At 62.4% G+C, this 22,486-nt stretch carries 22 protein-coding genes and 1 riboswitch; of the genes, 13 read left to right on the top strand and 9 right to left on the bottom strand.

Annotated elements, in window-relative coordinates; all coding sequences use genetic code 11:
- The first annotated feature begins 28 nt into the window (after positions 1-28).
- Both ffh and COCCU_RS08935 read left to right on the top strand, forming a co-directional pair.
- Positions 29-1,684, top strand: a complete 1,656-nt coding sequence (gene ffh, locus COCCU_RS08940) for a signal recognition particle protein (RefSeq protein WP_156231181.1) — start codon at positions 29-31, stop codon at positions 1,682-1,684.
- Positions 1,685-1,794: 110 nt separating this feature from the next.
- Positions 1,795-3,261, top strand: coding sequence for an MFS transporter (locus COCCU_RS08935; protein ID WP_331457787.1), 1,467 nt, complete (start codon positions 1,795-1,797; stop codon positions 3,259-3,261).
- 5 nt (positions 3,262-3,266) lie between these two features.
- Here the strand turns inward: COCCU_RS08935 and COCCU_RS08930 are convergent, their stop codons facing one another.
- A complete protein-coding gene (locus tag COCCU_RS08930) occupies positions 3,267-3,722 on the bottom strand; it encodes an ankyrin repeat domain-containing protein (protein WP_156231180.1) in 456 nt (151 codons plus the stop codon).
- 221 nt (positions 3,723-3,943) lie between these two features.
- Between COCCU_RS08930 and rpsP the strand changes: the two genes are divergently transcribed.
- Entirely contained in the window at positions 3,944-4,447 is a 504-nt protein-coding gene (gene rpsP, locus COCCU_RS08925) for a 30S ribosomal protein S16 (RefSeq protein ID WP_156231179.1), read from the top strand.
- Positions 4,448-4,630: 183 nt separating this feature from the next.
- Here the strand turns inward: rpsP and COCCU_RS08920 are convergent, their stop codons facing one another.
- Together COCCU_RS08920 and COCCU_RS08915 are read right to left on the bottom strand one after the other, a co-directional pair.
- Positions 4,631-4,981, bottom strand: coding sequence for a cupin domain-containing protein (locus COCCU_RS08920; RefSeq protein ID WP_231598719.1), 351 nt, complete (start codon positions 4,979-4,981; stop codon positions 4,631-4,633).
- Positions 4,982-4,986: 5 nt separating this feature from the next.
- Entirely contained in the window at positions 4,987-5,784 is a 798-nt protein-coding gene (locus COCCU_RS08915; protein WP_156231178.1) for a class I SAM-dependent methyltransferase, read from the bottom strand.
- 148 nt (positions 5,785-5,932) lie between these two features.
- Between COCCU_RS08915 and rimM the strand changes: the two genes are divergently transcribed.
- Both rimM and trmD read left to right on the top strand, forming a co-directional pair.
- Positions 5,933-6,436, top strand: coding sequence for a ribosome maturation factor RimM (gene rimM / locus COCCU_RS08910; RefSeq protein WP_156231177.1), 504 nt, complete (start codon positions 5,933-5,935; stop codon positions 6,434-6,436).
- A complete protein-coding gene (gene trmD, locus COCCU_RS08905) occupies positions 6,437-7,660 on the top strand; it encodes a tRNA (guanosine(37)-N1)-methyltransferase TrmD (protein ID WP_156231176.1) in 1,224 nt (407 codons plus the stop codon).
- A gap of 278 nt (positions 7,661-7,938) precedes the next feature.
- On the opposite strand, the gene COCCU_RS08900 is transcribed toward trmD, so the two are convergent.
- Positions 7,939-9,591 carry an HNH endonuclease signature motif containing protein gene (locus COCCU_RS08900; RefSeq protein ID WP_156231175.1) on the bottom strand — a complete coding sequence of 551 codons (1,653 nt, stop codon included), beginning with the start codon at positions 9,589-9,591 and terminating at the stop codon, positions 7,939-7,941.
- Positions 9,592-9,765: 174 nt separating this feature from the next.
- On the opposite strand from COCCU_RS08900, the gene COCCU_RS08895 reads away from it, so the two are divergent.
- Positions 9,766-12,099, top strand: coding sequence for a Tex family protein (locus COCCU_RS08895; RefSeq protein ID WP_156231174.1), 2,334 nt, complete (start codon positions 9,766-9,768; stop codon positions 12,097-12,099).
- Here the strand turns inward: COCCU_RS08895 and COCCU_RS08890 are convergent.
- The 5 genes from COCCU_RS08890 to COCCU_RS08870 are packed head-to-tail and all read right to left on the bottom strand — an operon-like array spanning position 12,096 to position 16,191.
- Complete coding sequence (locus tag COCCU_RS08890) at positions 12,096-13,244, bottom strand: ThiF family adenylyltransferase (RefSeq protein WP_156232743.1); 1,149 nt, start codon at positions 13,242-13,244, stop codon at positions 12,096-12,098. The two genes, COCCU_RS08895 and COCCU_RS08890, sit on opposite strands and share 4 nt — an antisense overlap.
- Before the next feature lie 2 nt (positions 13,245-13,246).
- Complete coding sequence (locus COCCU_RS08885) at positions 13,247-14,032, bottom strand: thiazole synthase (RefSeq protein ID WP_156231173.1); 786 nt, start codon at positions 14,030-14,032, stop codon at positions 13,247-13,249.
- Between the two features lie 8 nt (positions 14,033-14,040).
- Positions 14,041-14,247: a sulfur carrier protein ThiS gene (gene thiS, locus COCCU_RS08880; RefSeq protein ID WP_156231172.1), complete on the bottom strand. Its 207-nt coding sequence runs from the start codon at positions 14,245-14,247 to the stop codon at positions 14,041-14,043.
- A gap of 52 nt (positions 14,248-14,299) precedes the next feature.
- Complete coding sequence (thiO, locus tag COCCU_RS08875) at positions 14,300-15,478, bottom strand: glycine oxidase ThiO (RefSeq protein WP_231598718.1); 1,179 nt, start codon at positions 15,476-15,478, stop codon at positions 14,300-14,302.
- Between the two features lie 20 nt (positions 15,479-15,498).
- A complete protein-coding gene (locus COCCU_RS08870) occupies positions 15,499-16,191 on the bottom strand; it encodes a thiamine phosphate synthase (protein WP_156231170.1) in 693 nt (230 codons plus the stop codon).
- A 76-nt stretch (positions 16,192-16,267) separates the two neighbouring features.
- A riboswitch (TPP riboswitch) is annotated at positions 16,268-16,382 on the bottom strand.
- A gap of 324 nt (positions 16,383-16,706) precedes the next feature.
- Here COCCU_RS08870 and rplS point away from each other — a divergent pair.
- From rplS to dprA, 7 genes are all read left to right on the top strand, one after another.
- Positions 16,707-17,048, top strand: coding sequence for a 50S ribosomal protein L19 (gene rplS / locus COCCU_RS08865; protein ID WP_156231169.1), 342 nt, complete (start codon positions 16,707-16,709; stop codon positions 17,046-17,048).
- A 217-nt stretch (positions 17,049-17,265) separates the two neighbouring features.
- Positions 17,266-18,129, top strand: coding sequence for a signal peptidase I (gene lepB / locus COCCU_RS08860; protein WP_231598716.1), 864 nt, complete (start codon positions 17,266-17,268; stop codon positions 18,127-18,129).
- A 30-nt stretch (positions 18,130-18,159) separates the two neighbouring features.
- Positions 18,160-18,858: a ribonuclease HII gene (locus COCCU_RS08855; protein ID WP_197088505.1), complete on the top strand. Its 699-nt coding sequence runs from the start codon at positions 18,160-18,162 to the stop codon at positions 18,856-18,858.
- Positions 18,855-19,160 (top strand): DUF2469 domain-containing protein, encoded by a 306-nt coding sequence (locus tag COCCU_RS08850; RefSeq protein WP_156231168.1) that lies wholly within the window; start codon positions 18,855-18,857, stop codon positions 19,158-19,160. Before COCCU_RS08855 ends, COCCU_RS08850 begins: the two co-directional genes overlap by 4 nt.
- 168 nt (positions 19,161-19,328) lie before the next feature.
- A complete protein-coding gene (locus COCCU_RS08845) occupies positions 19,329-19,703 on the top strand; it encodes a YraN family protein (protein WP_156231167.1) in 375 nt (124 codons plus the stop codon).
- A 1-nt stretch (position 19,704) separates the two neighbouring features.
- Complete coding sequence (locus COCCU_RS08840; protein WP_156231166.1) at positions 19,705-21,231, top strand: YifB family Mg chelatase-like AAA ATPase; 1,527 nt, start codon at positions 19,705-19,707, stop codon at positions 21,229-21,231.
- Complete coding sequence (dprA, locus tag COCCU_RS08835) at positions 21,228-22,391, top strand: DNA-processing protein DprA (protein ID WP_156231165.1); 1,164 nt, start codon at positions 21,228-21,230, stop codon at positions 22,389-22,391. The genes COCCU_RS08840 and dprA overlap by 4 nt, the downstream gene beginning before the upstream one ends.
- Positions 22,392-22,486 lie beyond the last annotated feature (95 nt).

Here is a 22,486-nt window from a genome sequence, read left to right as displayed (position 1 = left end):
CAGCAATGGATCCCAGGGGAGTGCACACGTGTTTGAGTCTTTGTCCGATCGGTTGACCGGCGCCCTCAAGGGGCTGCGTGGAAAGGGCAAACTGACTGAGGCGGACATCAGCGCCACCGCCCGGGAAATCCGCCTTGCCCTGCTCGAAGCCGACGTCTCGCTCAGCGTCGTCCGCGGCTTCATCAAGCGCATCAAGGAACGCGCCGCCGGTGTTGAGGTCTCGGAGGCGCTGAACCCGGCGCAGCAGGTCATCAAGATCGTCAACGAGGAGCTCGTGGAGATCCTCGGTGGCGAAACCCGCCGCCTGCAGCTGGCCAAGAATCCGCCCACCGTCATCATGCTCGCCGGTCTCCAGGGTGCAGGTAAGACCACCCTGGCGGGTAAGCTGGCCAAGCATCTCACCAACCAGGGGCACACCCCCATGCTGGTGGCCTGTGATCTGCAGCGTCCCGGCGCGGTCCAGCAGCTCCAGATCGTCGGTGAGCGGGCCGGTGTCCCCACCTTCGCCCCCGATCCCGGCACGGCCCTCGGTTCCGCGGATCATGAGATGGGCACCTCCCACGGTGATCCGGTTGATGTCGCCCGCCGCGGCATCGAGGAGGCCAAGCGGCTGCAGCATGATGTCGTCATCGTCGATACCGCCGGTCGTCTCGGCATCGATGAAACCCTGATGACCCAGGCCCGCAATATCCGTGAGGCCGTCAACCCGGATGAAGTCCTCTTCGTCATCGATGCGATGATCGGCCAGGATGCCGTCACCACCGCTGAAGCTTTCCGCGAGGGTGTGGACTTCACCGGTGTTGTCCTGACCAAGCTCGACGGTGATGCCCGTGGTGGTGCCGCGCTCTCCATCCGTGAGGTCACCGGCAAGCCCATCATGTACGCCTCCACCGGTGAGAAGCTGGAAGATTTCGATATCTTCCACCCGGAGCGCATGGCCAGCCGGATCCTCGGCATGGGCGATGTTCTCTCCCTGATCGAGCAGGCCGAAGGGGTCCTCGACCAGAAGAAGGCGGAGGAGACCGCCGCCAAGCTGGGTAGCGGTGAGCTCACCCTGGAGGACTTCCTCGACCAGATGCTGATGATCCGTCGCATGGGCCCGGTGGGCAATCTGCTGAAGATGCTGCCCGGCGGCAAGCAGATGAATCAGATGGCCGACATGGTCGATGAGAAGCAGCTCGACCGCATCCAGGCCATCATCCGCGGCATGACCCCGGCGGAACGCGACAACCCCAAGGTCCTCAACGCCTCCCGTCGCAAGCGCATTGCCACCGGCTCCGGTGTCACCGTCGCCGATGTCAATCAGCTGGTGGAGCGCTTCTTCGAGGCGAAGAAGATGATGGGCCAGATGGCCAGCCAGTTCGGCATGGGTGGCCCGATGCGTAGCGCCACCAAGAAGAAGCCCAAGGGACGTAAGGGCAAGAACGGAAAGCGCAGGCCCGCAAAACAGACTCGTGGGGGCGGCATGCCCGGTGGCGGTATGCCGGGTATGCCGGGTATGCCGGGCGGCGGGATGCCGGGAATACCGGACATGGCACAACTGCAGCAGCTTCAGAAACAGATGGAAGCTGGCGATGGCGGGATGCCGGGTCTCGGTGGTGGGATGCCGGGAATGCCGAAGTTGCCCAAGGGCATGGAGAATATTGACCTGGACAACCTGGATTTCGGGCAAGATAAGAAGTAGCTGGCCCAGGGTCTGCCTCATCTCCCTCTCTGGGGAGATGAGGTTTTCCCTTGTCTTGGCCCGCTGGACGACCCGGCGCAAACCTCCGGGGAAATTTAGGAGTGGTGAGGATGCGCAGGGATCGTGAAGGGCAACGCCCCAGAGCGGCGGCAGGGATGCCGGTTAAGGTGTCCGGTACCGCCGGATTAGACCAACTCAGCGACCGGGGCAGGATGATCCTGCTCTACACCTGCTGTATGAGTGTGTTCATCATCAGCATGGACTCCAATGCGGTTAATGTGGCACTGCCCGCCATGGGTGTGTCCCTGGGTGCCAGTGTCACCCAGTTGCAGTGGGTGATCAGCGCCTATTCTCTGGCGCTGGCAGGATTTCTCATGCTCTCCGGCTCTGTTGCCGACCGCATTGGTCGCCGTCGGGTGTTTCAGGCCGGACTGATCTTCTTCGCGCTGGGTTCCCTGCTCAGTTCTTTCGCCCCCAACGCCGAGATACTCATCGCCGCGCGGGTGCTGCAGGGGCTGGGTGGGTCCATGCTCAACCCGGTGGCACTGTCCATCATCACCAACGCTTTCACCAACCCCGCCCAGCGGGCGAAGGCATTGGGAATCTGGAGTGGTGTCATCGGCGTCGCCATGGCGCTGGGCCCCCCGATCGGTGGCCTGCTGGTGGATCTGGTCAGCTGGCGTGCCGTCTTCTGGATCAATGTGCCCATCGCCCTGCTGGCGGTGGTGCTTGCTGCGCTCTTCATCCCGGAATCCAATGCCGGCACCCACCGCCGTCTGGATCCGCCCGGCCAGATCCTGATGATTGTCTTCCTGGTCAGCATCAACACCGCCCTGATTCAGGGTGGCTCGCTCGGTTGGTCGCACCCCCTCGTGGTGGGTTGCTTCATTGGGGCGCTGGGGGCGCTGGGGGTTTTCCTCTGGTGGGAGACTCGCACTGACACCCCTTTGCTCGCGCCCTCGCTTTTCCGTTCCCGGATTTTCAGCGTCGCGGTGATCTGTGCTCTGGTGGCTTTCGCCTCCACCAGCGGTTTCCTTTTCGTCATCAACCTTTTCCTGCAGCAGGCTCGGGGACTCAGCCCGATGAGTGCCGGGTTGCTGCTGCTGCCGCTGGCGCTGATGGTCGCCATCTGCGCCCCAGCTTCCGGCCGGCTGGTGGCCGCCCGAGGCCCCGCCCCGGTCCTGATCTTCGCGGGCGCGGTGATGGCCCTGGGTGGGTTATTGCTCAGCTTCATCGACCTGGACAGCCCGCTCTGGTATCTCTGCCTCGCCTTCGGCGTCTACGGCATCGGCTTCGGCAGCGTCAACACCCCCATCACCAATGCCGCTGTCTCCGGCCTGCCCAAGGCGCAGGCCGGTACCGCAGCGGCGGTCACCTCCACTGCCCGGCAGATCGGCAATGGTCTGGGTGCCGCGATTTTCGGTTCCCTGGTGGTCGCCCGGCTCGGTGCCGGCGGCCCCAGCGGCTTTGAGGCAGCTGCGCAACCGGTGTGGTGGTCCATGGCCGGCATGGGGGTCGTCATCGCCATCGCCGGATGGTCGGTACGTTCTGGCATGCGTGAAGCGCAGGCAGCTTAGCGCCCCTAGATCATGTCCTCTGGGCAGACCCCGTGGATATCCCGCTTCCGGGGATCCGCCCCGGCCCGCAGCAGCACATCCACGATCGCGGAATCGGGGAGATGCTGGGAGGCGGCGTGCCACAGGGGAGTGCGCAGCTCCTGGTCGGTGGCATCGACGGGGGCGCCGGCGTCCACCAGCAGCTCGGCGGCGGCATCATTGCCGACAATCGCGGCATGATGCAGGGCGGTGCGGGCGCGGTCGTCGACAAGCGAAGGGTCGGCACCACCGGAGAGCAGGTGCGCCAGGACCAGCAGATTGAATTCAGCGGCTGCACGCATCAGGACCGTGTGCCCCGACCGGTCCCGGGCATCAATGCCGGGGCCCAGGAGAAAAGCGTCCAGAGCATCGAGGTCCCGGTGTAGGAGGAGGGCATCGATACGCGACTCGTCGAAATACCTGATCAGCTCATGGGAAAGCACAGATACATCATAGCGGCACCACTGATTTCTTTCTGCCTGACCGGGAAGGTATAGTTATCCGGGTTGTGGACATGCTTGTCTGCATCAGAAACTTTCCTGCGTAACACCGCAACCGACCACGGTCGGCCGGTGCGTCACCCGCAGGTTAAAACCAAGGGTTGAACCGGCCCGCCGAAAAGTGGCGGGTGTCTGAACTGCCCAGTGACCAAAAGGAGCCACACATGGCTGTCAAGATTAAGCTGCAGCGCCTCGGCAAGATCCGTACCCCGCACTACCGCGTGGTCATCGCCGATTCCCGCACCCGCCGCGACGGCAAGGTCATCGAGAACATCGGTGTCTACGAGCCGAAGCAGAACCCCTCCCTCATCCAGATCGACTCTGAGCGTGCCCAGTACTGGCTGAGCGTTGGCGCACAGCCGACCGAGCCCGTTCTCGCCCTGCTCAAGGTGACCGGCGATTGGCAGAAGGCCAATGGCCTCGAGGGTGCCGAGGGCACCCTGAAGTTTGCCGAGGAGAAGACCTCCAAGCTGGATCTCTTCAACGCCGCCCTCTCCGAGGCCAACGACGGCCCGTCCCTGGAGGCAGTCACCGCCAAGAAGCAGAAGGCCAAGGAAGAGGCTGAGGCCAAGGCTGCTGCCGAGAAGGAAGCTGCCGAGAAGGCTGCTGCCGCTGAGGCCAAGGCTGCTGAAGAGGCTCCGGCCGAGGAAGCTGCCACCGAGGAGTAATTCCACCGGGGTGGAAACCCGTTGAGGCCGGTGTCCCTCAGGACAGCACCTCAGCGAGTGACACCCCACCGGGCAGAAGCTTAAAGAAACCGTGTTCAGGGAAACCTGGACACGGTTTTGTGCGTCATAGCCCCCTGGGGTGTCTTTAGCCGGGGGACCTGCCTTCAGGACTACAGGGGTCGCTCAGGGGTGTCGTTCCCCAGTGAGCATGCTCAGCAACAGTACTGCCTCACCTTCAGAATCCGCTGGGCAATCCACCCGATGCACCACATGGTCAGGCAGATGAATCAGGGTTCCCGGTTCCAACCGGACTTTCTCCCCATCGCAACCGAAATCCAGGGAACCGGAGAGACACTGCACCACGATGGGGTGTGCGGCCTGATGGTCCGGCAGGGACTGGCCGGGGGAGAAGGTGAACACAATCAGGTTGGCACCATCGCCCTGCAGCAGGCGTTTCACCGCGGGCCGGGGTCTGGCTGGCTGGGCCGGCGGGGCATCTTTAAGTACCTGCAGGATATTCATGGGGGTGGACATGGCTGCTACTCCTTTAAGGTCAGGATCAGGGCGATGGCGCCGAAATTCCTGTGATGATCGATGTTTTCTTCCGATTTCCTTGCTCGCCGCAACAACTTGAGGGCAGTGTGGGCGAGGGCTCCCAGCCCCTGTCCCGGTTCAGCCAGGGGTAGGTCCGACACCCGCTTCTCGACGAGCGCGAAACCGGCCTTTTCAATCAGCTCAGCCCATCCTGCGCCGCTGAGGGGGTGGGCCTCCGCGCCCAGTAACTGGCTGAGCTCCTCCCGTCGGGTGGCGATGAGTGCGGGGTCCAGATCATCGGGCCGCAGAATTGCTTCGTGGAGAGCGAAAAACCCGCCCGGACGCAATAGCCGCCCTGCTTCCCGGAGGACCCGGAGCTTCTCATCCTCCGGATTGTGGCTCAGGAAAGACTCGGAGAGCACCACATCGGCGGAGGCGGCGGGCAGGCCGGTGTTTCGGAGGTCGGCGCTGAGCAAGCGATTGGGTGGCTCTTTTCTTCCCTGGAGGGTGCCCCGGGCGTTGGCACGGTTGATCAGATTCTGGAGTCCGGTGGAGGTCGGGGAGCCATCAGTGGTGCCAGGGTGATGGATTCCGAGGTAGCCGGCAGGGTTGTGACGCAGCAGTCGCCGGGTGGTGGAACCCTCCCCGGGGGAGAACTCGATGATCTGCTTCCGGGAGATCGGCAACCGTCCCAGAATCCACTCGGTCATTTCCCCACCGCCGGGGCGCAACTCCCGTGGAGCGCTGAAGATGGGCTGCGCACCCTCCTCAGGTGTCGGCCGGGACGGGGGTGTGGTGTTCATCAGCGACTCCAAAATGATCTTGATCTGGGTTCCAACTCTGCCTCAGTGGTTTATGTACCGACCTGAGCCCCATTATTACCTGTAATCCAAGGGATTGGTTTTGTGCGGATGTGGGAGCTCCACCATCGGGGCGCTAAACTCGGTGACCATGGAATTAATGATCGGACGCGTGGTCAAATCCCACGGGATCAGGGGAGAGGTGACCATCGAGGTCACCACCGACGAACCGGAGATCCGCTACGCCGTAGGCGAAGTGCTCAATGGTCGGCAGGGCAGGAAGGAGCACTTCCTGACGGTGAAGGCCGCCAGGGTGCACCAGGGCAGGTTGCTGGTGAAATTCGAGGAGGTTCCGGACCGTAATGCCGCGGATTCGCTCCGCGGCACCCAGTTCTTCGCAACCCCACTGGAACGTGAGGAAGAAGAAGACGGTTTTTATGATCATGAGCTGACCGGGTTGAAGATCGTCCACGAAGATGCGGAGATCGGCGAGGTCACCGGGGTCATGCATGGCCCGGCGGGGGAGATCCTTGAGGTCAAGCTGGACAATGGAAAGGAAGTCCTGATTCCTTTCGTGCACGCGATCGTGCCGGAAGTTGATCTGGATTCCGGCACCTGCACCATCACCCCGCCTGAAGGACTGTTGGAGCTTTAAATGCGTCTTGATGTTCTCACCATCTTCCCCGAGTACCTTGAGCCCCTGCGCCATGCCTTGCTCGGCAAAGCCATCGAGGAGGGGAAGCTGAGCGTCGGGGTCCATGATCTGCGACAGTGGGCCACTGATGTGCACCGCTCGGTAGATAATGCGCCCTATGGCGGGGGTCCCGGCATGGTCATGAAACCCGGGGTGTGGGGACCTGCGCTCGATGATGCCGCAGCAGGTACCGGGCCGGTTGCGGCTGCGGTCACACTGGAAAGTTCCGCACCCCACCTGGATAAGCCACGACACGATGACCTGGAGGGCGTGGCGAAGCAGGCTTACTCTGCGGGTGACACCGCCGGTGAGAACCCTGATCTGCCCTTGTTGATCGTACCGACCCCGGCAGGCAAGCCCTTCACCCAGTCGGATGCCCAGGCCTGGTCCAATGAGGAGCACATTGTCTTCGCCTGCGGGCGTTATGAGGGAATCGATCAGCGGGTGATCGATGATGCCGCGAATCGTTATCGGGTCCGCGAGGTCTCCATCGGTGACTATGTCCTCATCGGTGGGGAAGTGGCGGTACTTGTCATCGCCGAGGCAGTGGTTCGGCTGATTCCGGGGGTGTTGGGCAATCAGCGCAGCCATGAGGAGGACAGCTTCTCCGATGGTCTGCTGGAGGCACCCAGCTACACCAAACCGCGGGAATGGCGTGGCCTGGAAGTACCTGAGGTGCTCTTCTCGGGTAACCATGCCGCGATTGAGCAGTGGCGTCGTACCCAGTCCCTGTTGCGCACCCAGACAGCCCGCCCGGAGCTGCTGGAGCGGGCGGAACTCACCAAATGGGACCGCCAGCAGCTGGCGATGCGTGAGGTCTCCACCGACCTCAACATCCTGATTGCCCCGGTGGAGTGGGAACGGGTGGTGGCCCGGATGCCGAAGAAACTGCGCCGTGCCGGTTTTGAGGCTACCGAAATTCACGCCCAGGTGGTTGATCTGACGTGTGAACCGGACAATATGCTGGTCACTCAGTTCGAGCAGAATGAGGGGCATGTTCCGGTGGTGGAGGTGCTGCATCGCGTGGTGGTCAACGGTAATTCCCACCTGGATCTCAAGGAGCTGACCCAGGTGGTGGTCCGCTCCCTGCCGCAGGGGGCTTATTGGTACGGCACCTCGATGGAGGGCAGTGCGGAACCTGGTGTCTCCGCCTCCTGTGCCTGGCAGGATCCCTCGGCGAATTAGTGCTCTTAGGCCATTTAGGGGGTAGTTGGGGGATTTCTGAGGGATGACACTCCTGTTCAACTGGAACAAATTACTGAGAATGAGATAATAACTTTCGGGGCGAGCCAATCCCGGGACACCTGAAGGCAGATGATGCAGATGGTTATGCTGCTGGTCTTCAGATGTCCCGGGTTTTTTATCTCTCGGCGGAGGCCTGGGAGTCGAGTGCTTCTTGCAACGCCCCCGACACCCGCAGGGAAACAGCCCCATTCTTTCGGGAACCAGTTCAGAGAGCCCCCTCATGCCACATCCTTCCACGGGAATAGCGGGGGTTGTTCGGGAGTCGTCGGCGGAGTGGGGTCCCCGGAACCCTTCATGGACGTAGGTGTGCCGGGGGCGGGCTCCGATGACTCTTCCCCCTGGTTTTTCCGGGGTGCCGAGGTTTGATCCGGCCAGGGTTGCGATCTGACCTTCGCTCCACCGGAATGTGATTGCCTCTCAGTGTTGTTGACTTCGACTCCCGGATGCGGATTTCCGGGCCGCGGTGGTGGACGATAACCGACTCTTCCGCTCAAGGGATCTCTTTCCGCATGGCCGCGAGCTCCGGTGCCATCGCGGTGGTCATTGTTGTTGCCGTGGTGGGTGCGGCATAGGGCAGCCAGATTCCAGATATCGGTCGAGCCTCCCAACTGCCAGGCCTCCAGGTGGTGGATATCGCAGTTGCAGAAAGGCTGGGTACAGTCCGGGTTGGCACAGACCAGCTGGGATGCGAGAAGAGCGATGCGCTGCTCCAGGGTGGCCAGCCGTTCAGTGCGGGCGACATGGAGCGGGTCGCCGCTCTCAGGGTCGTGGACCACCGCAAAGTTGTACTTGGCTGCACCCAGGCGCAGGATCTCCTGGGGGCTGAGCATGGCATTGGTGTTGGTGGGGAAGCGGTGGTCTGCTTCAGGGTTCCCCAGGTTGTCGATATCCTTAGCGGAGAGGCTGATGACGACGGTGCCGACTCCGGTGCGGTTCATCTTCTCGACGCTGTGGTGGCGCAGAATTATTGCCAGCGCATCATGGCGTCGCTGTGGGAGGGTCCGGTTATCTTCGATATTCGGATCCTCGATGAGGTGACCCGGGCGGTTGGCGGGTGCCAGCGCGCTCTCCAGAAGGGCGAGCGTGTCGGCGGTGATATAGCCGTAGATATTGGCTCCGCCATCGCTGTCAGGGCGTCCGATCTTGAGCTCCCGCTTCTTCCAGGCGGCATGGGGATCCCGGCTGCCGGCATTTTCCCGGTTCACCTGGGTGCGCACCCATTCCTGCAGATCCTCGGGAGTGCGCTGGCTGGACTGGGCCACCGCCCGAACATACAGCTCATTCCGGCTGCGACGGGCATCCCCGTTGAGCTTGGCGAGTTCCCGGTCGATGAGCTTGAGCTTTTCCTGGCTGATCCGGCTGCGACGGGCCTGCTGGCGGGCTTTTTCCCGGGCTGCCTCTTCCTGGCGGAGCCGCTCAGCCTCGGCACGTTTGCGCTGCTCCTCCTGCTCCCGGGCCTGCTTGGCGGTTTCTGCCATCCTGCGCTCCTGCTCTGCGGGGGAAAGTCCGCTGGTATCTGGTTCAGTTGTCTTCTCCTCGGAAGAGGGCACGGCGGGTTCAGGCAGGGTGATCTTGCCGTGGTTCTGGTGGCCGAGGCGCAGGCGTGCCATAGCTTCATGGAAGGAGAGGCCGAGCTCCTTGATCAGGTAGTCGATGGTGCGGGAGGAACCCACCCGGTCACCGGCCCGCGCCTGATCTGCGGCATAGGCGATCGCGGCGTCGATACCCGCCTTGAGGTTGAGGGCGCGCTCGAGAGCCGGGAGCATGTCGGCGTTGGCGAGGAAATCCGAGGCTTTGGGATTGGCGAAGATATCCGCGATGGCAGACAGATGTTCCTCGATGGCTTCGACATGCTGCTTTATCAGTGTCATTGTCAGATCCCCCTGATCTCCTCTGAAGTTGTTTCCAGACTAACCTGTCATGTCGAACATGTGTACCAATTGCAGGTGAACTTAGGGGAACATCTGTTCTAACTTATTCTAGATAAGGGCAGATCAAAGCATCCCATTGCTCCCGTGGTTGAAGATTTCGCTAGAATTGCAGGAATGTCAGCTACCTCGATCACCGCCACCATTGCCCGCGAACTCGACGTGAGGGAAGAGCAGGTGGCAGTCACCTTCAGACTCCTGGATGAGGGCAACACGGTGCCTTTCATCGCCCGCTACCGCAAAGAGGCCACCGGTGGTCTAGATGACACCCAGCTGCGCCAGCTGGAGGAAAGACGGACTTATCTTCAGGAGCTGGAGGATCGCAAACAGAGCGTGCTGGCCGCTGTCGAGGAACAAGGCAAGCTCAACGATCATCTTCGCGCCCTTATCCTCAACTGTGACACCAAGGCACGATTGGAGGATCTCTACCTGCCCTTCAAGAAACGCCGCAAAACCAAGGCGGACACCGCCCGGGAAGCTGGCCTGGCACCCCTTCTGGAGCAACTCATCGACAACCCCACGCTGGATCCGGCCAAGATGGCGGAAAGTTTCACCACCGAAGGTTTCGAGGACACGAAGAAGGCGTTGGAAGGCGCCCGATCCATCCTCATCGACCGTTTCGCCACGGATCCAGATCTGGTCGGGGAAGTCCGGGAACAGATGTATGGCAGGGGCAGCATCAATTCCAGCGTGGCGGCGGGAAAAGAACAGGAGGGAGAGAAATTCAAGGACTACTTCAACTTTGCTGAACCCTTCACCACGCTTCCCGGCCACCGCATCCTGGCTCTGCTGCGGGGCGAAAGTGAAGGGGTGCTGCAGCTGAATCTCGACGCCGGTGCAGATGAGCTCTATGAGAACCTCATCAGCGATCGTTTTGAACTGGACACCCGGACCTCAACCTGGCTGGCGGATGCCGTCCACCGAGGCTGGCGCACCAAGCTCTATGTCTCCTCCGGACTGGATGTACGGACGCGCCTGAAAGAAAAAGCGGAGGAGGGTGCCCTGGAGATCTTCGCCACCAACCTCCGCGATGTGCTGTTGGCGGCACCGGCAGGCCAGCGAGCAACCATCGGGCTGGACCCGGGGTACCGCAATGGAGTGAAGGTGGCGGTCGTTGACCCCACCGGCAAGGTCCTGGACACCACCATCGTCTACCCGCATCAGCCGCAGAACAGGTGGAATGAAGCGGTGCAGGAGCTCGCCGGACTCTGCGCCACCCACTCAGTTGATCTGATGGCGGTGGGTAATGGCACCGCCTCCCGTGAAACCGAAAAACTCAGCCATGAAATCGCGGACCTGATCAAGCAGGCCGGTGGCAGGCGGCCCACCCCAGTCATGGTCTCGGAATCCGGTGCTTCGGTATATTCGGCCTCCGCGATCGCCGCCGCAGAATTCCCGGAGATGGATGTCTCACTGCGTGGCGCGGTCTCCATCGCCCGCCGACTGCAGGACCCCCTGGCGGAGCTGGTCAAAGTTGACCCGAAATCCATCGGCGTGGGCCAGTACCAGCATGATGTCAACCAGCAGGCCCTGGCGAAAACCCTCGACACCGTGGTGGAGGACGCGGTGAATGCGGTGGGGGTCGACCTCAACACCGCCTCCGCCCCCTTACTGACCCGGGTCGCCGGGGTCAGCTCCACCCTGGCGGAAAACATCGTCGCCCACCGCGATGAAAATGGCCGTTTCACCAACCGCCGGGAGCTGAAGAAGGTTCCCCGCCTGGGGCCCAAGGCCTTCCAGCAATGCGCCGGCTTCCTGCGGATCAGCGGCGGTTCCGACCCACTCGATGCCTCTGCCGTACATCCCGAGGCATATCCGGTGGTCCGGAAGATCACCACCGCCACGGGGCTGAAGGTCGCCGACCTCATTGCTAATACACCTGTGCTGGAACAGCTGAACCCGGCAGACTTCGCCGATGACACCTTCGGCATGCCCACAGTCACCGACATCATCGCGGAACTGGACAAGCCGGGTCGGGACCCACGCCCGGAATTCAAGACCGCGACCTTCAGGGAGGGCGTCGAAAAGCTCTCTGACCTGAACCCCGGCATGATTCTTGAGGGCACGGTGACCAACGTCGCCGCCTTCGGCGCCTTCGTGGATGTGGGGGTCCACCAGGACGGACTGGTCCATGTCTCCGCCATGTCGGATACCTTCATCTCCGACCCGCGCGAAGTCGTCCGTTCCGGACAGGTGGTGAAGGTCAAGGTCATGGAGGTTGATGTGGAGCGCAAACGCATCGGGCTCTCCCTCCGCCTCAACGATGAACCCGGTACCCCGGCACCCAAACGAAAGCGTGAGGATGCCCCGAAACGCCAGCGAAGTGCCCGGCCCACCCCCGACAGGAAGGCAGCGGACCCCGAGAAGAAAAGCCGGGGCGGGCAAAACCGCAACCAGGGTGGCGGTGCCATGGCGGATGCCCTCACACGCGCCGGGTTCAAGAATCGCTAGCCCCGCAGTACAGCCTTAGGCATCCCATTCACCCCGCCGGGCAGACTGCGCAGTGAAAGACCGAACTCCTCCGCCACTCCGGACCAGGTGGCCAGGAAATCATCGCTACGTCTGCCCGCGGCGCAGTAAACCACCACGGTGTCGCTGAGCTGCGCGGCATCCTCCAGCACCCCGCGGACTGTCGCTGCCGAGGCCACAGAGGTGGGAAGATGAAGTCCCGGCAGTTTGCCCGGAAGATCAGCCACCAGCTTCTCATGGTCCTCTCTGACATCCAGCCCCACAGCTTGACCAGAGCTGAGAAGTTCCACTGCGGCAGGTAGCTCAGGAGTTAATGCAGGGAGCTGACACACCGCAGCCCCATAATCATCACGCAGCTCAGTGACACGCTGCCGGCCGGGATCCGCACCGACCCGGAAAGAACGCAGGGAAGCACCCAGGGCGTCATAACTGAGCATCTCCCCCGGCAACGATTCACCAATTCCTGCCAGATGCTTGACCACCTCGGTCGTCATCAGACCGGCAACCACAGACGTGGTCACACCCAATACCCCGGCGGTGGCGCAATCCGGAACCGAATCCGCATCCGGCTGCTCAGGAAAGAGGTCTCTTAACCCGACGCCTTCCCCCGGCGCGCCGGGCCCGGACCACCACAGCGCCACATCACCCCGGTAACGCAGGACCGTGCCCCAGACCAGGGGAGTGCCGGTGATCTCCGCGGCATCCGCGGACAGATATTTGGTGGCGAAGGTATCCGAGCCGTCAATCACCAGATCGACCCCTTCAAAGAGCTCCACAGCGTTTGCGGTGGTCATCCGGAACTGCAGGGGGGTGACGGTGATGTCAGGCTGTAGTTGGCGAAGTCTTTCCTCGGTCACCTCCACCTTGGGGCGGCCTTCGTCCTGCGCCCCGAAGAGGATCTGACGGTGAATATTGCTCAGATCCACCACATCATCATCAATGACGGAGATGTGGCCGATCCCGACCGCAGCCAGGGACTGCATGGCTGGGCAGCCGAGCCCACCGGCACCGATGACCAGCACATGGGCTCCGGCCAGCTTTTCCTGCTCGGCCAGACCAAAGCCGGGCAGTGCCAGCTGCCTGGCGATGCGACGCAGCTCAGTCTGGGAAAGCGTGCTCTGCTTCATCATCACAGCACCTGCTCCGCCCAGCTTGCGATCCCCTCGAAGGTGGAGGATGCGGTCGCATGCTCGCGCTTCGGTATCCTTCCCGCTTCCTGTGCCAGTTTTCCGGCCTCCACCGCATGGCGCATGGCCCGGGCCATCGTCTCCGGATCCTGACAGCGGTTGATGGCGCTGGCCAGCAGCACACCATCACAACCCAGTTCCATGGCCAGGGCCGCATCTGAGGCGGTGCCCACCCCGGCGTCCAGCAGCACCGGCACCTGCGCCCGGCTGCAGATCAACTCGATATTGTGGGGGTTGAGAATACCCAGGCCAGTGCCGATGGGGGAGCCTAAGGGCATCACTGCCGCCACTCCGACATCTTCCAGTCGGGTGGCGACGACCGGATCATCAGAGGTGTAGGCCAGCACCGTGAAGTCATCAGCGACCAACTGCTCGCAGGCGATGAGTAGTTCTGTGGTGTCCGGCAGCAGAGTGTGCTCATCGGCGATCACCTCCACCTTCACCCAGTTGGTGCCCAGCGCCTCCCGGGCCAACTTCGCGGTGATCCTCGCATCCCGGGCGGTCCGGCATCCTGCGGTATTGGGCAGCAGATCAATGCCGAGCCTGGTGAGCAGTTCAAATACGGATTCACCGGAGGAGCGGGTGCCGGCGGCATGACGTCGCATGGCCACCGTGGTCAGCTGCGTACCGCTGGCTTTCAATGATTGCTCAAGTAATTCCTGGGAGCTTGCCCCACCGGTTCCCATGATCAGGTGGGAATCGTAGGTCCGGTCAGCAATTTTCAGCATCGGGGGGATCAACCTCCCTGGACCGCGGTGAGCACGTCCACCGCATCGCCCTCGGCCACCTGGCGATCCCAGGCGGAACGGGGAATGACGTTCTCATTGACGGCGACCGCCACCCCGCTCGGGTTCTCGGATCCGGTCAGGGACTGCACCAGCTCAGCGACGCTGAGGGAGGCTGCGGTGGTGTCCTGTGTTTCACCATTAAGTGTGTATTTCATGAAAGTGCTCCTTGGCATCGAAAAAACCTGTGGGGAGGTGTTGGGGATGTGTTCAAAAGGGAGGGGTTCCAGGGTGCTGCGCAGCCCCGGAGTGTGCAGCCGGTGCGCTGCCACCGACGTGCCGCCAAGGGTCGCAGGCGGTCAGATCCACCCCGGCTGGCAACTTCTTCCCCAGCAGGAGGTCCACCACTGCGTGGGCACCGAGGGCAGAGAGCAGGATGCCGTGCCGGAAATAACCGGTGGAGATGATCAGGTTCCTGCCCACCCTGCCGAGGTAGGGCAGATCATCCGGGGTGCCGGGCCTCGCCCCGACCCCGACCTCCAGCAGCTCGCATTCCTCCAGCCCGGGCAGCAGTCGGATCCCATCACGCAGCAGCTCATGCACCGCCCCGACGTTGGGTAGGGCACTGTCATTTTCCCGGCTGCTGGCACCCAGGGTGAGGGTGCCATCGGAGCGGGGGATCAGGTAGACGGGACGATCCTCAACAAAACCCCGGATCACCCGTTCGCTTAAGGGGCGTAGATATTCAGGTACCCGGAGGTTCATGATGTCGCCGTACACCGGTCGCAGCTGCAGGGGATTGTCTTGGGTATACCAGCCGCTGACCTGGGCGGCACCCAGCCCGTTGGCCAGGATCACCTGGGCGTCGCCGGTTTCGATGACCTGTGTTTCAGTGTGCACCGCGAGGCAGGGATCAGCTCCCTCCAGATGCCTGACCCGCTCCCTGATGATCTTCACCCCACGCTGCTTCAGCACATCCAGAAGTGCGGCCGCGAAGAGTCGGGGAGAGACCTGATGGTCATCGGGAATGCTCACTGCTCCGCTGATCCGGGGGGAAAGAGCTGGCTCCAGCCGGCGGGCCCGGGTAACGCTCAGCTCCACCGGGGACATCCCGTGGAGCCGTTGGTAGTCACCCAGCTCCTGCAGGTGCCTGGCGTCCGCTCGATCTGCTGCCACCACCAGGGTTCCCCGGGGCCGATAATCAATGGGTGATGCGCTGGCCCGGGAGACCCGCTCAATCAGGTCCGGATAGAGTGCCGCTGCCTGCAGCATCAGGGGAAAGAGTGCTTCCTGCCGGTACTGTACCTCGGCGATCGGGGCGAGCATGCCGCCGGCATAATGGGTGGCCCCGGAGGCCGGCTCCGGGTCAATCAGAGTGACCTGGAAACCCTGTTCGCTCAACTCGAAACAGGTCACCAGGCCAACCAGACCACCACCGATCACGATCATCCGCCCAGTCTGTCTCTCCCTCATTTCTGATCACTCCGCCCAGCCATAAAACCCGCGAGGACCTCTGCTGCCACCACGTCAGGGGCCGCTGCCTCCATGAAACCCCGAGAGATCGCCACCCCGGCAATTCCGGTGACAGCCAACTCAGGCACATCCGCCGGTGTGACATCCCCGATCGCGACCACCGGCACCGGAGATTCCGCCACCAGTGGGGGATAACCCGCAATGCCGAGCGGGGGACGGCCGGAGTCCTTGGTCGGGGTGGGGCGGAAGGGGCCGGCCCCGATGTAGTCCACCACATCCGCCACCCGGTGAACCGCCTGTACCAGTTCCAGGGTTCCGGTGGTCAGGCCGATGATCGCTGCCGGGCCGAGCAGTTCCCGGGCATCCCGGACCGGCAGATCCTGCTGGCCGAGGTGGACCCCGTGGATCGGCACTCCGCGCCGCATGAGTGCTGCCGTGACATCCACCCGGTCGTCGATAAGCACGTGGGTACCGGAACCGAGGGAGGCCACGGCATAGGCGATTTCCTCAGCCAGTCGGCCGAGTTCCCGGGCGGTGATCGGTTTGGAGCGAACTTGGATCACTCCGGCCCCGCCCGCCGCCGCTGCCCGTGCCACTTCAACGGTGCGGCGGTGATCTGCTGTGCCGGTGACGACATAGCAGCGTAGATCAAGTGTTTTCTCAGAGCCGTGCACGGGCAAGGAAATCATCCTCCAGGAAGCCGGTAAAAGGTCCTGCCTGGTGTGCTCCGCAGGTTCGCGGGAACTGAGGGGTGATCCGGGCATCTGCGCCATGATCCTCGCTTCCTCCGCTGGTGCTAACCAGACAGGTTCAACGGTCCCGCGCGGGGGTGGTGCAGCGCGATCTCAGCCCGATACCTCGGGCACCCGTGGGGGTCGAGGCACAGTGTAGAACAACCCGCTCAAGACTGGCCACGGGAAAGTGGGGAAGTGGGGGTGGGGGCGCTGTGAAAAAGTTCGGGGACCATGGTGTGCTGCCACCCACATTCAGACATTTCGCCCCGTCGATGATCCGTTGTCCTGAACCTGGGGCGGCGGATTTTGGTCTGACTGGAAAAACATGGCACAATATCGAGGTTGACTGTGCGTGCCCGTTCGGGGACCTCAGCTGCATACCTGTTTCGGATATGAACCGGCCGAGCGCCCCAGCAGGGGAAGTGCCGCCAGGCTCCTCTTTCCAGTGCAACCATAAGGATTGTTTAAATATGAACCTCATCGACAAGATTGATGCAGCACAGCTGCGCGACGACGTCCCGGCTTTCCGCCCCGGCGATACCCTTGACGTCCACGTCAAGGTCATCGAGGGCAGCAACACCCGTACCCAGCTGTTCAAGGGTGTTTGCATCCGTCGCCAGGGTGGCGGCATCCGCGAGACCTTCACCGTCCGTAAGGTTTCCTTCGGTATCGGTGTCGAGCGTACCTTCCCGGTTCACTCCCCGAACATCGAAAAGATCGAGATCATCCGCCGCGGCGATGTCCGTCGTGCGAAGCTGTACTACCTGCGCGAACTGCGCGGCAAGGCAGCGAAGATCAAGGAGAAGCGCTGATTTCACACCTCTTCCGGAGGTTTGTCTGAAGCTTTGACCTGGACCACCCCGGGCAGCGAATTTTCTCGCTGCCCGGGGTGGTTTTTCCGGTCCGCCAGGCCTGCTCCGGTATATCCCCCCGGTTCAGGCCGTGCTTTGCGACGCCCACCCCTCCCCGGATCGACGCGGGCCATGTTGCGGCGGGTAGGGGAAAGGGTGCCTGCTAGAGTTGTCAGGCGTGACTGATTCATCCCGCCCGAACCCAGCCGGCCAACCCGGTGGCCTGAACGCTGACCAGAATAGGGGCGCGGTGCCCGAAAACCATCGGGACGAGGATAGCCCGGCACTTTCCGCGGACTCTGCGAAAGCGGAGGAAACCGGGGCGGAAGAGGAGCCGGAAAAGAAAGGCACCCCCTGGTACATCGAGGTGCCGGTGGTCATTGTCCTGACCCTGCTGCTCATTTTTGTCTTCCAGACTTTTGTGGGCCGGATGTACCTGATCCCCTCTGCCTCCATGGAACCCACCCTTCACGGTTGTGAGGGCTGCACCGGTGACCGTATTTTCGTGGACAAGATCTCCTACGCCCTCTCCGATCCGGAGCCCGGTGATGTCGTGGTCTACGAAGGCACCGAATCCTGGAACACCGCCTATATTTCCCCACGCTCGGAGAACTCCGTGATCCGGGGTCTGCAGAACTTTGGTTCCTACGTGGGGCTCGTCGCCCCAGATGAGAACAACCTGGTCAAGCGCATTGTCGCCACCGGTGGCCAGACGGTGTCCTGCCAGGCAGGAGATCCCGGGATCATGGTTGACGGGGCCCAGGTTGATGATTCCTACACCCTCCAGCCGGCCCAGTTCGCGGTGGACCCGAACACCGGTTCTGAGGAGTGCGGGGGTAACTACTTCGGTCCGCTCACGGTGCCTGAGAACCACTACTTCATGATGGGCGATAACCGCACCAACTCCATGGACTCGCGCTACCACATCGGCGACCAGTATCAGGGCACCATTCCGGAGGAAAATATCCGCGGCAAGGTTCAGTCCATCATCTTCCCGCTGGGCCGTATCGGCGGGGTGGATGACCCGGACATCCAGGACTGACCCCTCCCAGGAACAGGTTTCTTGATCCCCATGGTGCGGGTGCGTCGACTCAAACAGCTGCGGACCTATGAGGTTGCGCTCTCCCGGCAGGGACTGGGCCCGGTCGCCGGGGTGGACGAGGCTGGCCGTGGGGCCTGTTGCGGTCCCATCACCATTGCGGCCTGCATCCTCCCGGACAGGCCAATCCCGGAACTGGATCGCTTGACTGACTCCAAACAGCTCAGTGCGAAGTTAAGGCAGGAACTCATGCCGATCATCAAGAACAAGGCCCTGGCCTGGTCGGTGATCTCCATTTCCGCGTGGGAGGTTGATTCCCGGGGCATCCAGCACGCCAATATCTCCGGGATGCGGCGTGCGGTGGCCGCCTTGGAGCTGCGGCCAGGGTATGTCCTCACAGATGCGATGCGGGTACCGGGGCTGGGGATTCCGAGCCTGCCGGTGATCGGCGGTGATGCGGCTGCCCGATGTATCGCCGCAGCCAGTGTTCTGGCCAAGCAGACCAGGGATGATTATATGGTGGAACTTGATGGGCGCTATCCCGCTTATGGTTTGGCTTCGCACAAGGGTTATGGGAGTAGTTCCCATATGGCTGCGGTGCGCCGCCACGGCGGCTCCCCCGAGCACAGATATAGTTATGCGAATGTGGCGCAGTCTCATCAGGAATGGCTGCGTGAACAGGATGGGGCGACCCGTGAACAGGACGGGCAACGAAGGGAAGGCAGGTCATGAGCGCTGAAGAACTCGACAATTATGAGGCTGAGGTCGAGCTGTCGCTCTACCGTGAGTACCGCGATGTCGTCAGCCAGTTTTCCTATGTCGTGGAAACCGAGCGACGCTTCTACCTCGCTAATGCGGTTGAGCTGATCCCGCACAATAACGGCGGTGATGTCTACTACGAGGTCCGAATGTCGGATGCCTGGGTGTGGGACATGTACCGTTCTGCTCGCTTCGTCCGTTATGTCCGGGTGATCACCTACAAGGACGTCAATATTGAGGAGCTGGACAAGCCGGATCTGATCATGCCGGATTAGTCGAGGAAAGCTCTGGTGGCAACTGTCACCCGGCCATGTCTGTGGATGGACCATGTTTATCCACAGACATGGCCCTTGTCTATTTTCCCCCCTTGAAACCCGATGGCCGCTGGATGATCTTGAAGAAGACAGATTCAACAGCAGGTAGAGATCAAGGGGGAAATATCCATGGGGGATCAGCACAACAGAAGAGTGATGCTGGGGAAGCAAGGGGAGGCCTACACGGCGGATTTCTACCGGGAGCGGGGAGCGGAGATCATCGGCCGCAACATCAGTTATCCGATCGGGGAGATAGACATCATCGCCCGCGAACCTGATGGCACCTGCGTCTTCATTGAGGTGAAGACACGCAGCACCCTGGATTTCGGTGGTGCGGAGTCCGTGACCCCCGCTAAACGACGCCGCATCCGGGCCGCCGCTGCCCGCTGGCTCGGCGAGCGGAGCGGCCCCGCTAAAGCAGGGGTGAACATCCGTTTTGATGTGATGCTGCTGGTGTCGAATCAACAGGGCGGCTTCCATATCGACCTGATCGAGGGGATCTGAGATGGCACTCGGCAGAACATTCACCACCGCGCTGACCGGGGTGAGGGCGGACATCGTCAGCATTGAAGCCAATATCGGGCCAGGCCTGCCCGGCACCCACATCGTCGGCATGGGGGACACCGCCATCAATGAGGCCAGAGACCGGATGCGGACCGCGGTCATGAACTCCGGTCTGGACTGGCCCCGGTCCAAGATCATCCTCAGCCTCTCGCCGGCCTCCCTGCCAAAATCGGGTTCCCACCTTGATCTGGCGATGGTCATGGCGGTGTTGACCGCCCGGAATGAGGACCCGGAGGTGGCCATCCGGCTTGGCGAAACCCTCCTGCTGGGGGAGGTTGGATTGGATGGTTCGATCAAGACCGTCCCAGGGATTCTGCCGGGGCTTCTCGCGGCCAGAGAACAGGGTTTCGTCCGGGTTCTGGTGCCTCCGGGAAACGCTGCGGAAGCGGCCCTGCTGGATGGGGTGGAGGTGCTGCTGGCTCCCAGTCTGCGGGCGGTCTACAGCTGGGCCACCGTGATGGCTGAGCTACCCGGGGTCGATCACGATGAGGAAGGCGGCCATGCTGAAAAGATCCCGGACATGGCCGATATCGCCGGGCAGGAGGAAGCCCGTTTCGCCGCTGAGGTAGCAGCCACCGGCGGGCATCACATGTTGATGACAGGCCCACCGGGCTCCGGCAAATCCATGATCGCGGCCCGCCTACCGGGATTGTTACCACCCCTGACCCCGGAGCAGGTCATCGAGACTTCCGCAGTCCACTCCGTAGCGGGCTCCGGTTTCCGCGGCGCAATCCGGCGAGCACCCCTCATCGCCCCGCATCACAGCATCACCCGGGCAGCACTGCTCGGAGGAGGTTCCGGACATCCGCTGCCGGGTGCGGTGAGCCTGGCACATCATGGGGTGCTCTTCCTTGATGAGGCCAGTGAAATTCCGGCGGCTATTCTCGACGGTCTGCGGACCCCACTGGAACAGGGTTTTGTCCGCCTGCTGCGATCCCGCCGGGAAGTGCTGTTCCCGGCCCAGTTTCAGCTGGTTCTGGCGGCGAATCCCTGCCGCTGCGCAGCGGAGGAGGCCCACCGTTGTCGCTGTACCCCCCGGCAACGGTCAACCTATCTGGATAATCTCTCCGGGCCGTTGCGGGATCGCCTCGATATTCGGGTGCGTATCAGTGGTCGGGGTGCGGTCATCAGTTCCGATGACGCGGAATCCACTGCGGTGATCGCTGATCGGGTGGCGCAGGGCAGGGATCGTGCCCGGGAACGTTGGTCCCGGCATGGCTTGGGGCATCTTCATAATGCGATCGTCGATCCGCATGTGCTGCGTCGTTTTTTCCCGGCGGATGAGGCGGCGATGGCTTTGCTCGGGGCGCATCTGGGTGATGCGGAGGTCAGTCAACGTGGGGTTGACCGGGCGCTGAAGTTGGCCTGGACGCTATGCGATCTGGAGGGCGGAAACCTGCCGAATCTAGATCATATGGCACGGGCCCTGGAGCTGCACGGCACGGTTGAACTGGTGGAGGCGGCGTGAGTTCCCGGGAGAGTTGGGCTTATCTTTCCCGGGTGGTGGAGGGGCCGAGCAAGCATCTTTCTGAACTGCTCAATAAGGGGCATGCGGCGGCGGAGATCGCGGAGGGTGTCCGGCGTCGAGAGTCCTGGATCGGCCCGCTGCTGGGGGAGACCGAGAGTCGTTATTCCTGGGATCGGGCGCAGGAGGATCTGGAGCAGATTGCGGCTCTCGGGGGTCGGCTGATCACCAGGGAGGATGCCGAGTGGCCGGAAGCGGCGTTCAGTCAGGCCTTTGGTTTCGCGGCTTCCGGGGTCAGTGAGCATCTACGCACCTATCGTTCTGATGCGGTGGAGCCCCATGCACTCTGGGTGCGGGGTGCTCCGCTGGCACCCTTGCTCGCACAATCGGTGGCGGTGGTGGGTACCCGGGCGCAGAGTCGTTATGGGGTGGAGGTGACCCGGCAGTTGGTTGCTGGTCTGGTGGCACACCAGTGGACGGTGGTGTCTGGCGGGGCGCTGGGGATTGACACCGAGGCTCATCGGACTGCCCTGGATCAGGGTGGGGCCACGGTGATGGTGGCTGCCTGCGGCCTTGATCATTCCTATCCGGCACGCAATGGGGCACTATTTGAGCGCATCGCGGAGCAGGGGAGTGTGGTCAGTGAGTATCCACCGGGGGTGACCCCACAGCGGCACCGTTTCCTCACCCGCAACCGTCTGGTCGCTGCCATGACGGGTGGGACGGTGATTGTGGAGGCGGCGTGGCGGTCGGGTGCCTTGAACACCTTGAGCTGGGCCAGCGCCCTGGGCAAGGTGGCGATGGCGGTGCCCGGACCGGTGACCAGTGCGAATTCCCTGGGATGTCATGAACGCATCCGGGATGGTCGGGCGCAACTGGTGACCGGCTCCGATGATGTCCGAGAGTTGCTCGGTGCCCTGGGAGAGGTTGATGTCGCAGCTCAGTATGAGCTGATGTACGCAGGTACACCGGTCCAGCAGCTCAGCCACAATGAGTTGAAGATCTTTGATTGCCTGGAACCTGATGCGGAGGTGGAGACTGAGGTGGTGGCGGCTGCGGCTGGTCTGCCTCTGGCATTGACGGTTCATCTGCTGGTGGATCTGAGTAAGCGGGGTCTGGTGCGACGTTCCGGTACTAGCTGGGCCCGGGGAGAGTCCGCCTGAGCAGGGGATTTGAAGAATTTTCTCGAATCTCTTGCGTTAATCAAAAAGGCGACCTAAAGTAGGCCAGGCAAGCCTAAGTTAAGTTGCTGAGGCAT

The organism is Corynebacterium occultum (genome assembly GCF_009734425.1).
In the GTDB taxonomy this organism is placed as follows: Bacteria; Actinomycetota; Actinomycetes; order Mycobacteriales; family Mycobacteriaceae; genus Corynebacterium; species Corynebacterium occultum.
The sequence above is the reverse complement of the archived record's forward strand: the minus strand, read 5'-3'. Positions and strand labels throughout refer to the sequence as shown.

Coding starts and splice junctions, on each gene's coding strand:
- COCCU_RS08900 (WP_156231175.1), bottom strand. CDS start 9,591: ATGACACTGATAAAGCAGCATGTCGAAGCCATCGAGGAACATCTGTCT.
- thiS (WP_156231172.1), bottom strand. CDS start 14,247: ATGAAATACACACTTAATGGTGAAACACAGGACACCACCGCAGCCTCC.
- thiO (WP_231598718.1), bottom strand. CDS start 15,478: ATGATCGTGATCGGTGGTGGTCTGGTTGGCCTGGTGACCTGTTTCGAG.
- rpsP (WP_156231179.1), top strand. CDS start 3,944: ATGGCTGTCAAGATTAAGCTGCAGCGCCTCGGCAAGATCCGTACCCCG.
- COCCU_RS08935 (WP_331457787.1), top strand. CDS start 1,795: ATGCGCAGGGATCGTGAAGGGCAACGCCCCAGAGCGGCGGCAGGGATG.
- COCCU_RS08845 (WP_156231167.1), top strand. CDS start 19,329: ATGGGGGATCAGCACAACAGAAGAGTGATGCTGGGGAAGCAAGGGGAG.
- COCCU_RS08890 (WP_156232743.1), bottom strand. CDS start 13,244: ATGAAGCAGAGCACGCTTTCCCAGACTGAGCTGCGTCGCATCGCCAGG.
- COCCU_RS08855 (WP_197088505.1), top strand. CDS start 18,160: ATGGTGCGGGTGCGTCGACTCAAACAGCTGCGGACCTATGAGGTTGCG.
- trmD (WP_156231176.1), top strand. CDS start 6,437: ATGCGTCTTGATGTTCTCACCATCTTCCCCGAGTACCTTGAGCCCCTG.
- COCCU_RS08870 (WP_156231170.1), bottom strand. CDS start 16,191: ATGATTTCCTTGCCCGTGCACGGCTCTGAGAAAACACTTGATCTACGC.
- COCCU_RS08895 (WP_156231174.1), top strand. CDS start 9,766: ATGTCAGCTACCTCGATCACCGCCACCATTGCCCGCGAACTCGACGTG.
- COCCU_RS08840 (WP_156231166.1), top strand. CDS start 19,705: ATGGCACTCGGCAGAACATTCACCACCGCGCTGACCGGGGTGAGGGCG.
- COCCU_RS08885 (WP_156231173.1), bottom strand. CDS start 14,032: ATGCTGAAAATTGCTGACCGGACCTACGATTCCCACCTGATCATGGGA.
- rplS (WP_156231169.1), top strand. CDS start 16,707: ATGAACCTCATCGACAAGATTGATGCAGCACAGCTGCGCGACGACGTC.
- COCCU_RS08920 (WP_231598719.1), bottom strand. CDS start 4,981: ATGTCCACCCCCATGAATATCCTGCAGGTACTTAAAGATGCCCCGCCG.
- COCCU_RS08915 (WP_156231178.1), bottom strand. CDS start 5,784: ATGAACACCACACCCCCGTCCCGGCCGACACCTGAGGAGGGTGCGCAG.
- COCCU_RS08850 (WP_156231168.1), top strand. CDS start 18,855: ATGAGCGCTGAAGAACTCGACAATTATGAGGCTGAGGTCGAGCTGTCG.
- rimM (WP_156231177.1), top strand. CDS start 5,933: ATGGAATTAATGATCGGACGCGTGGTCAAATCCCACGGGATCAGGGGA.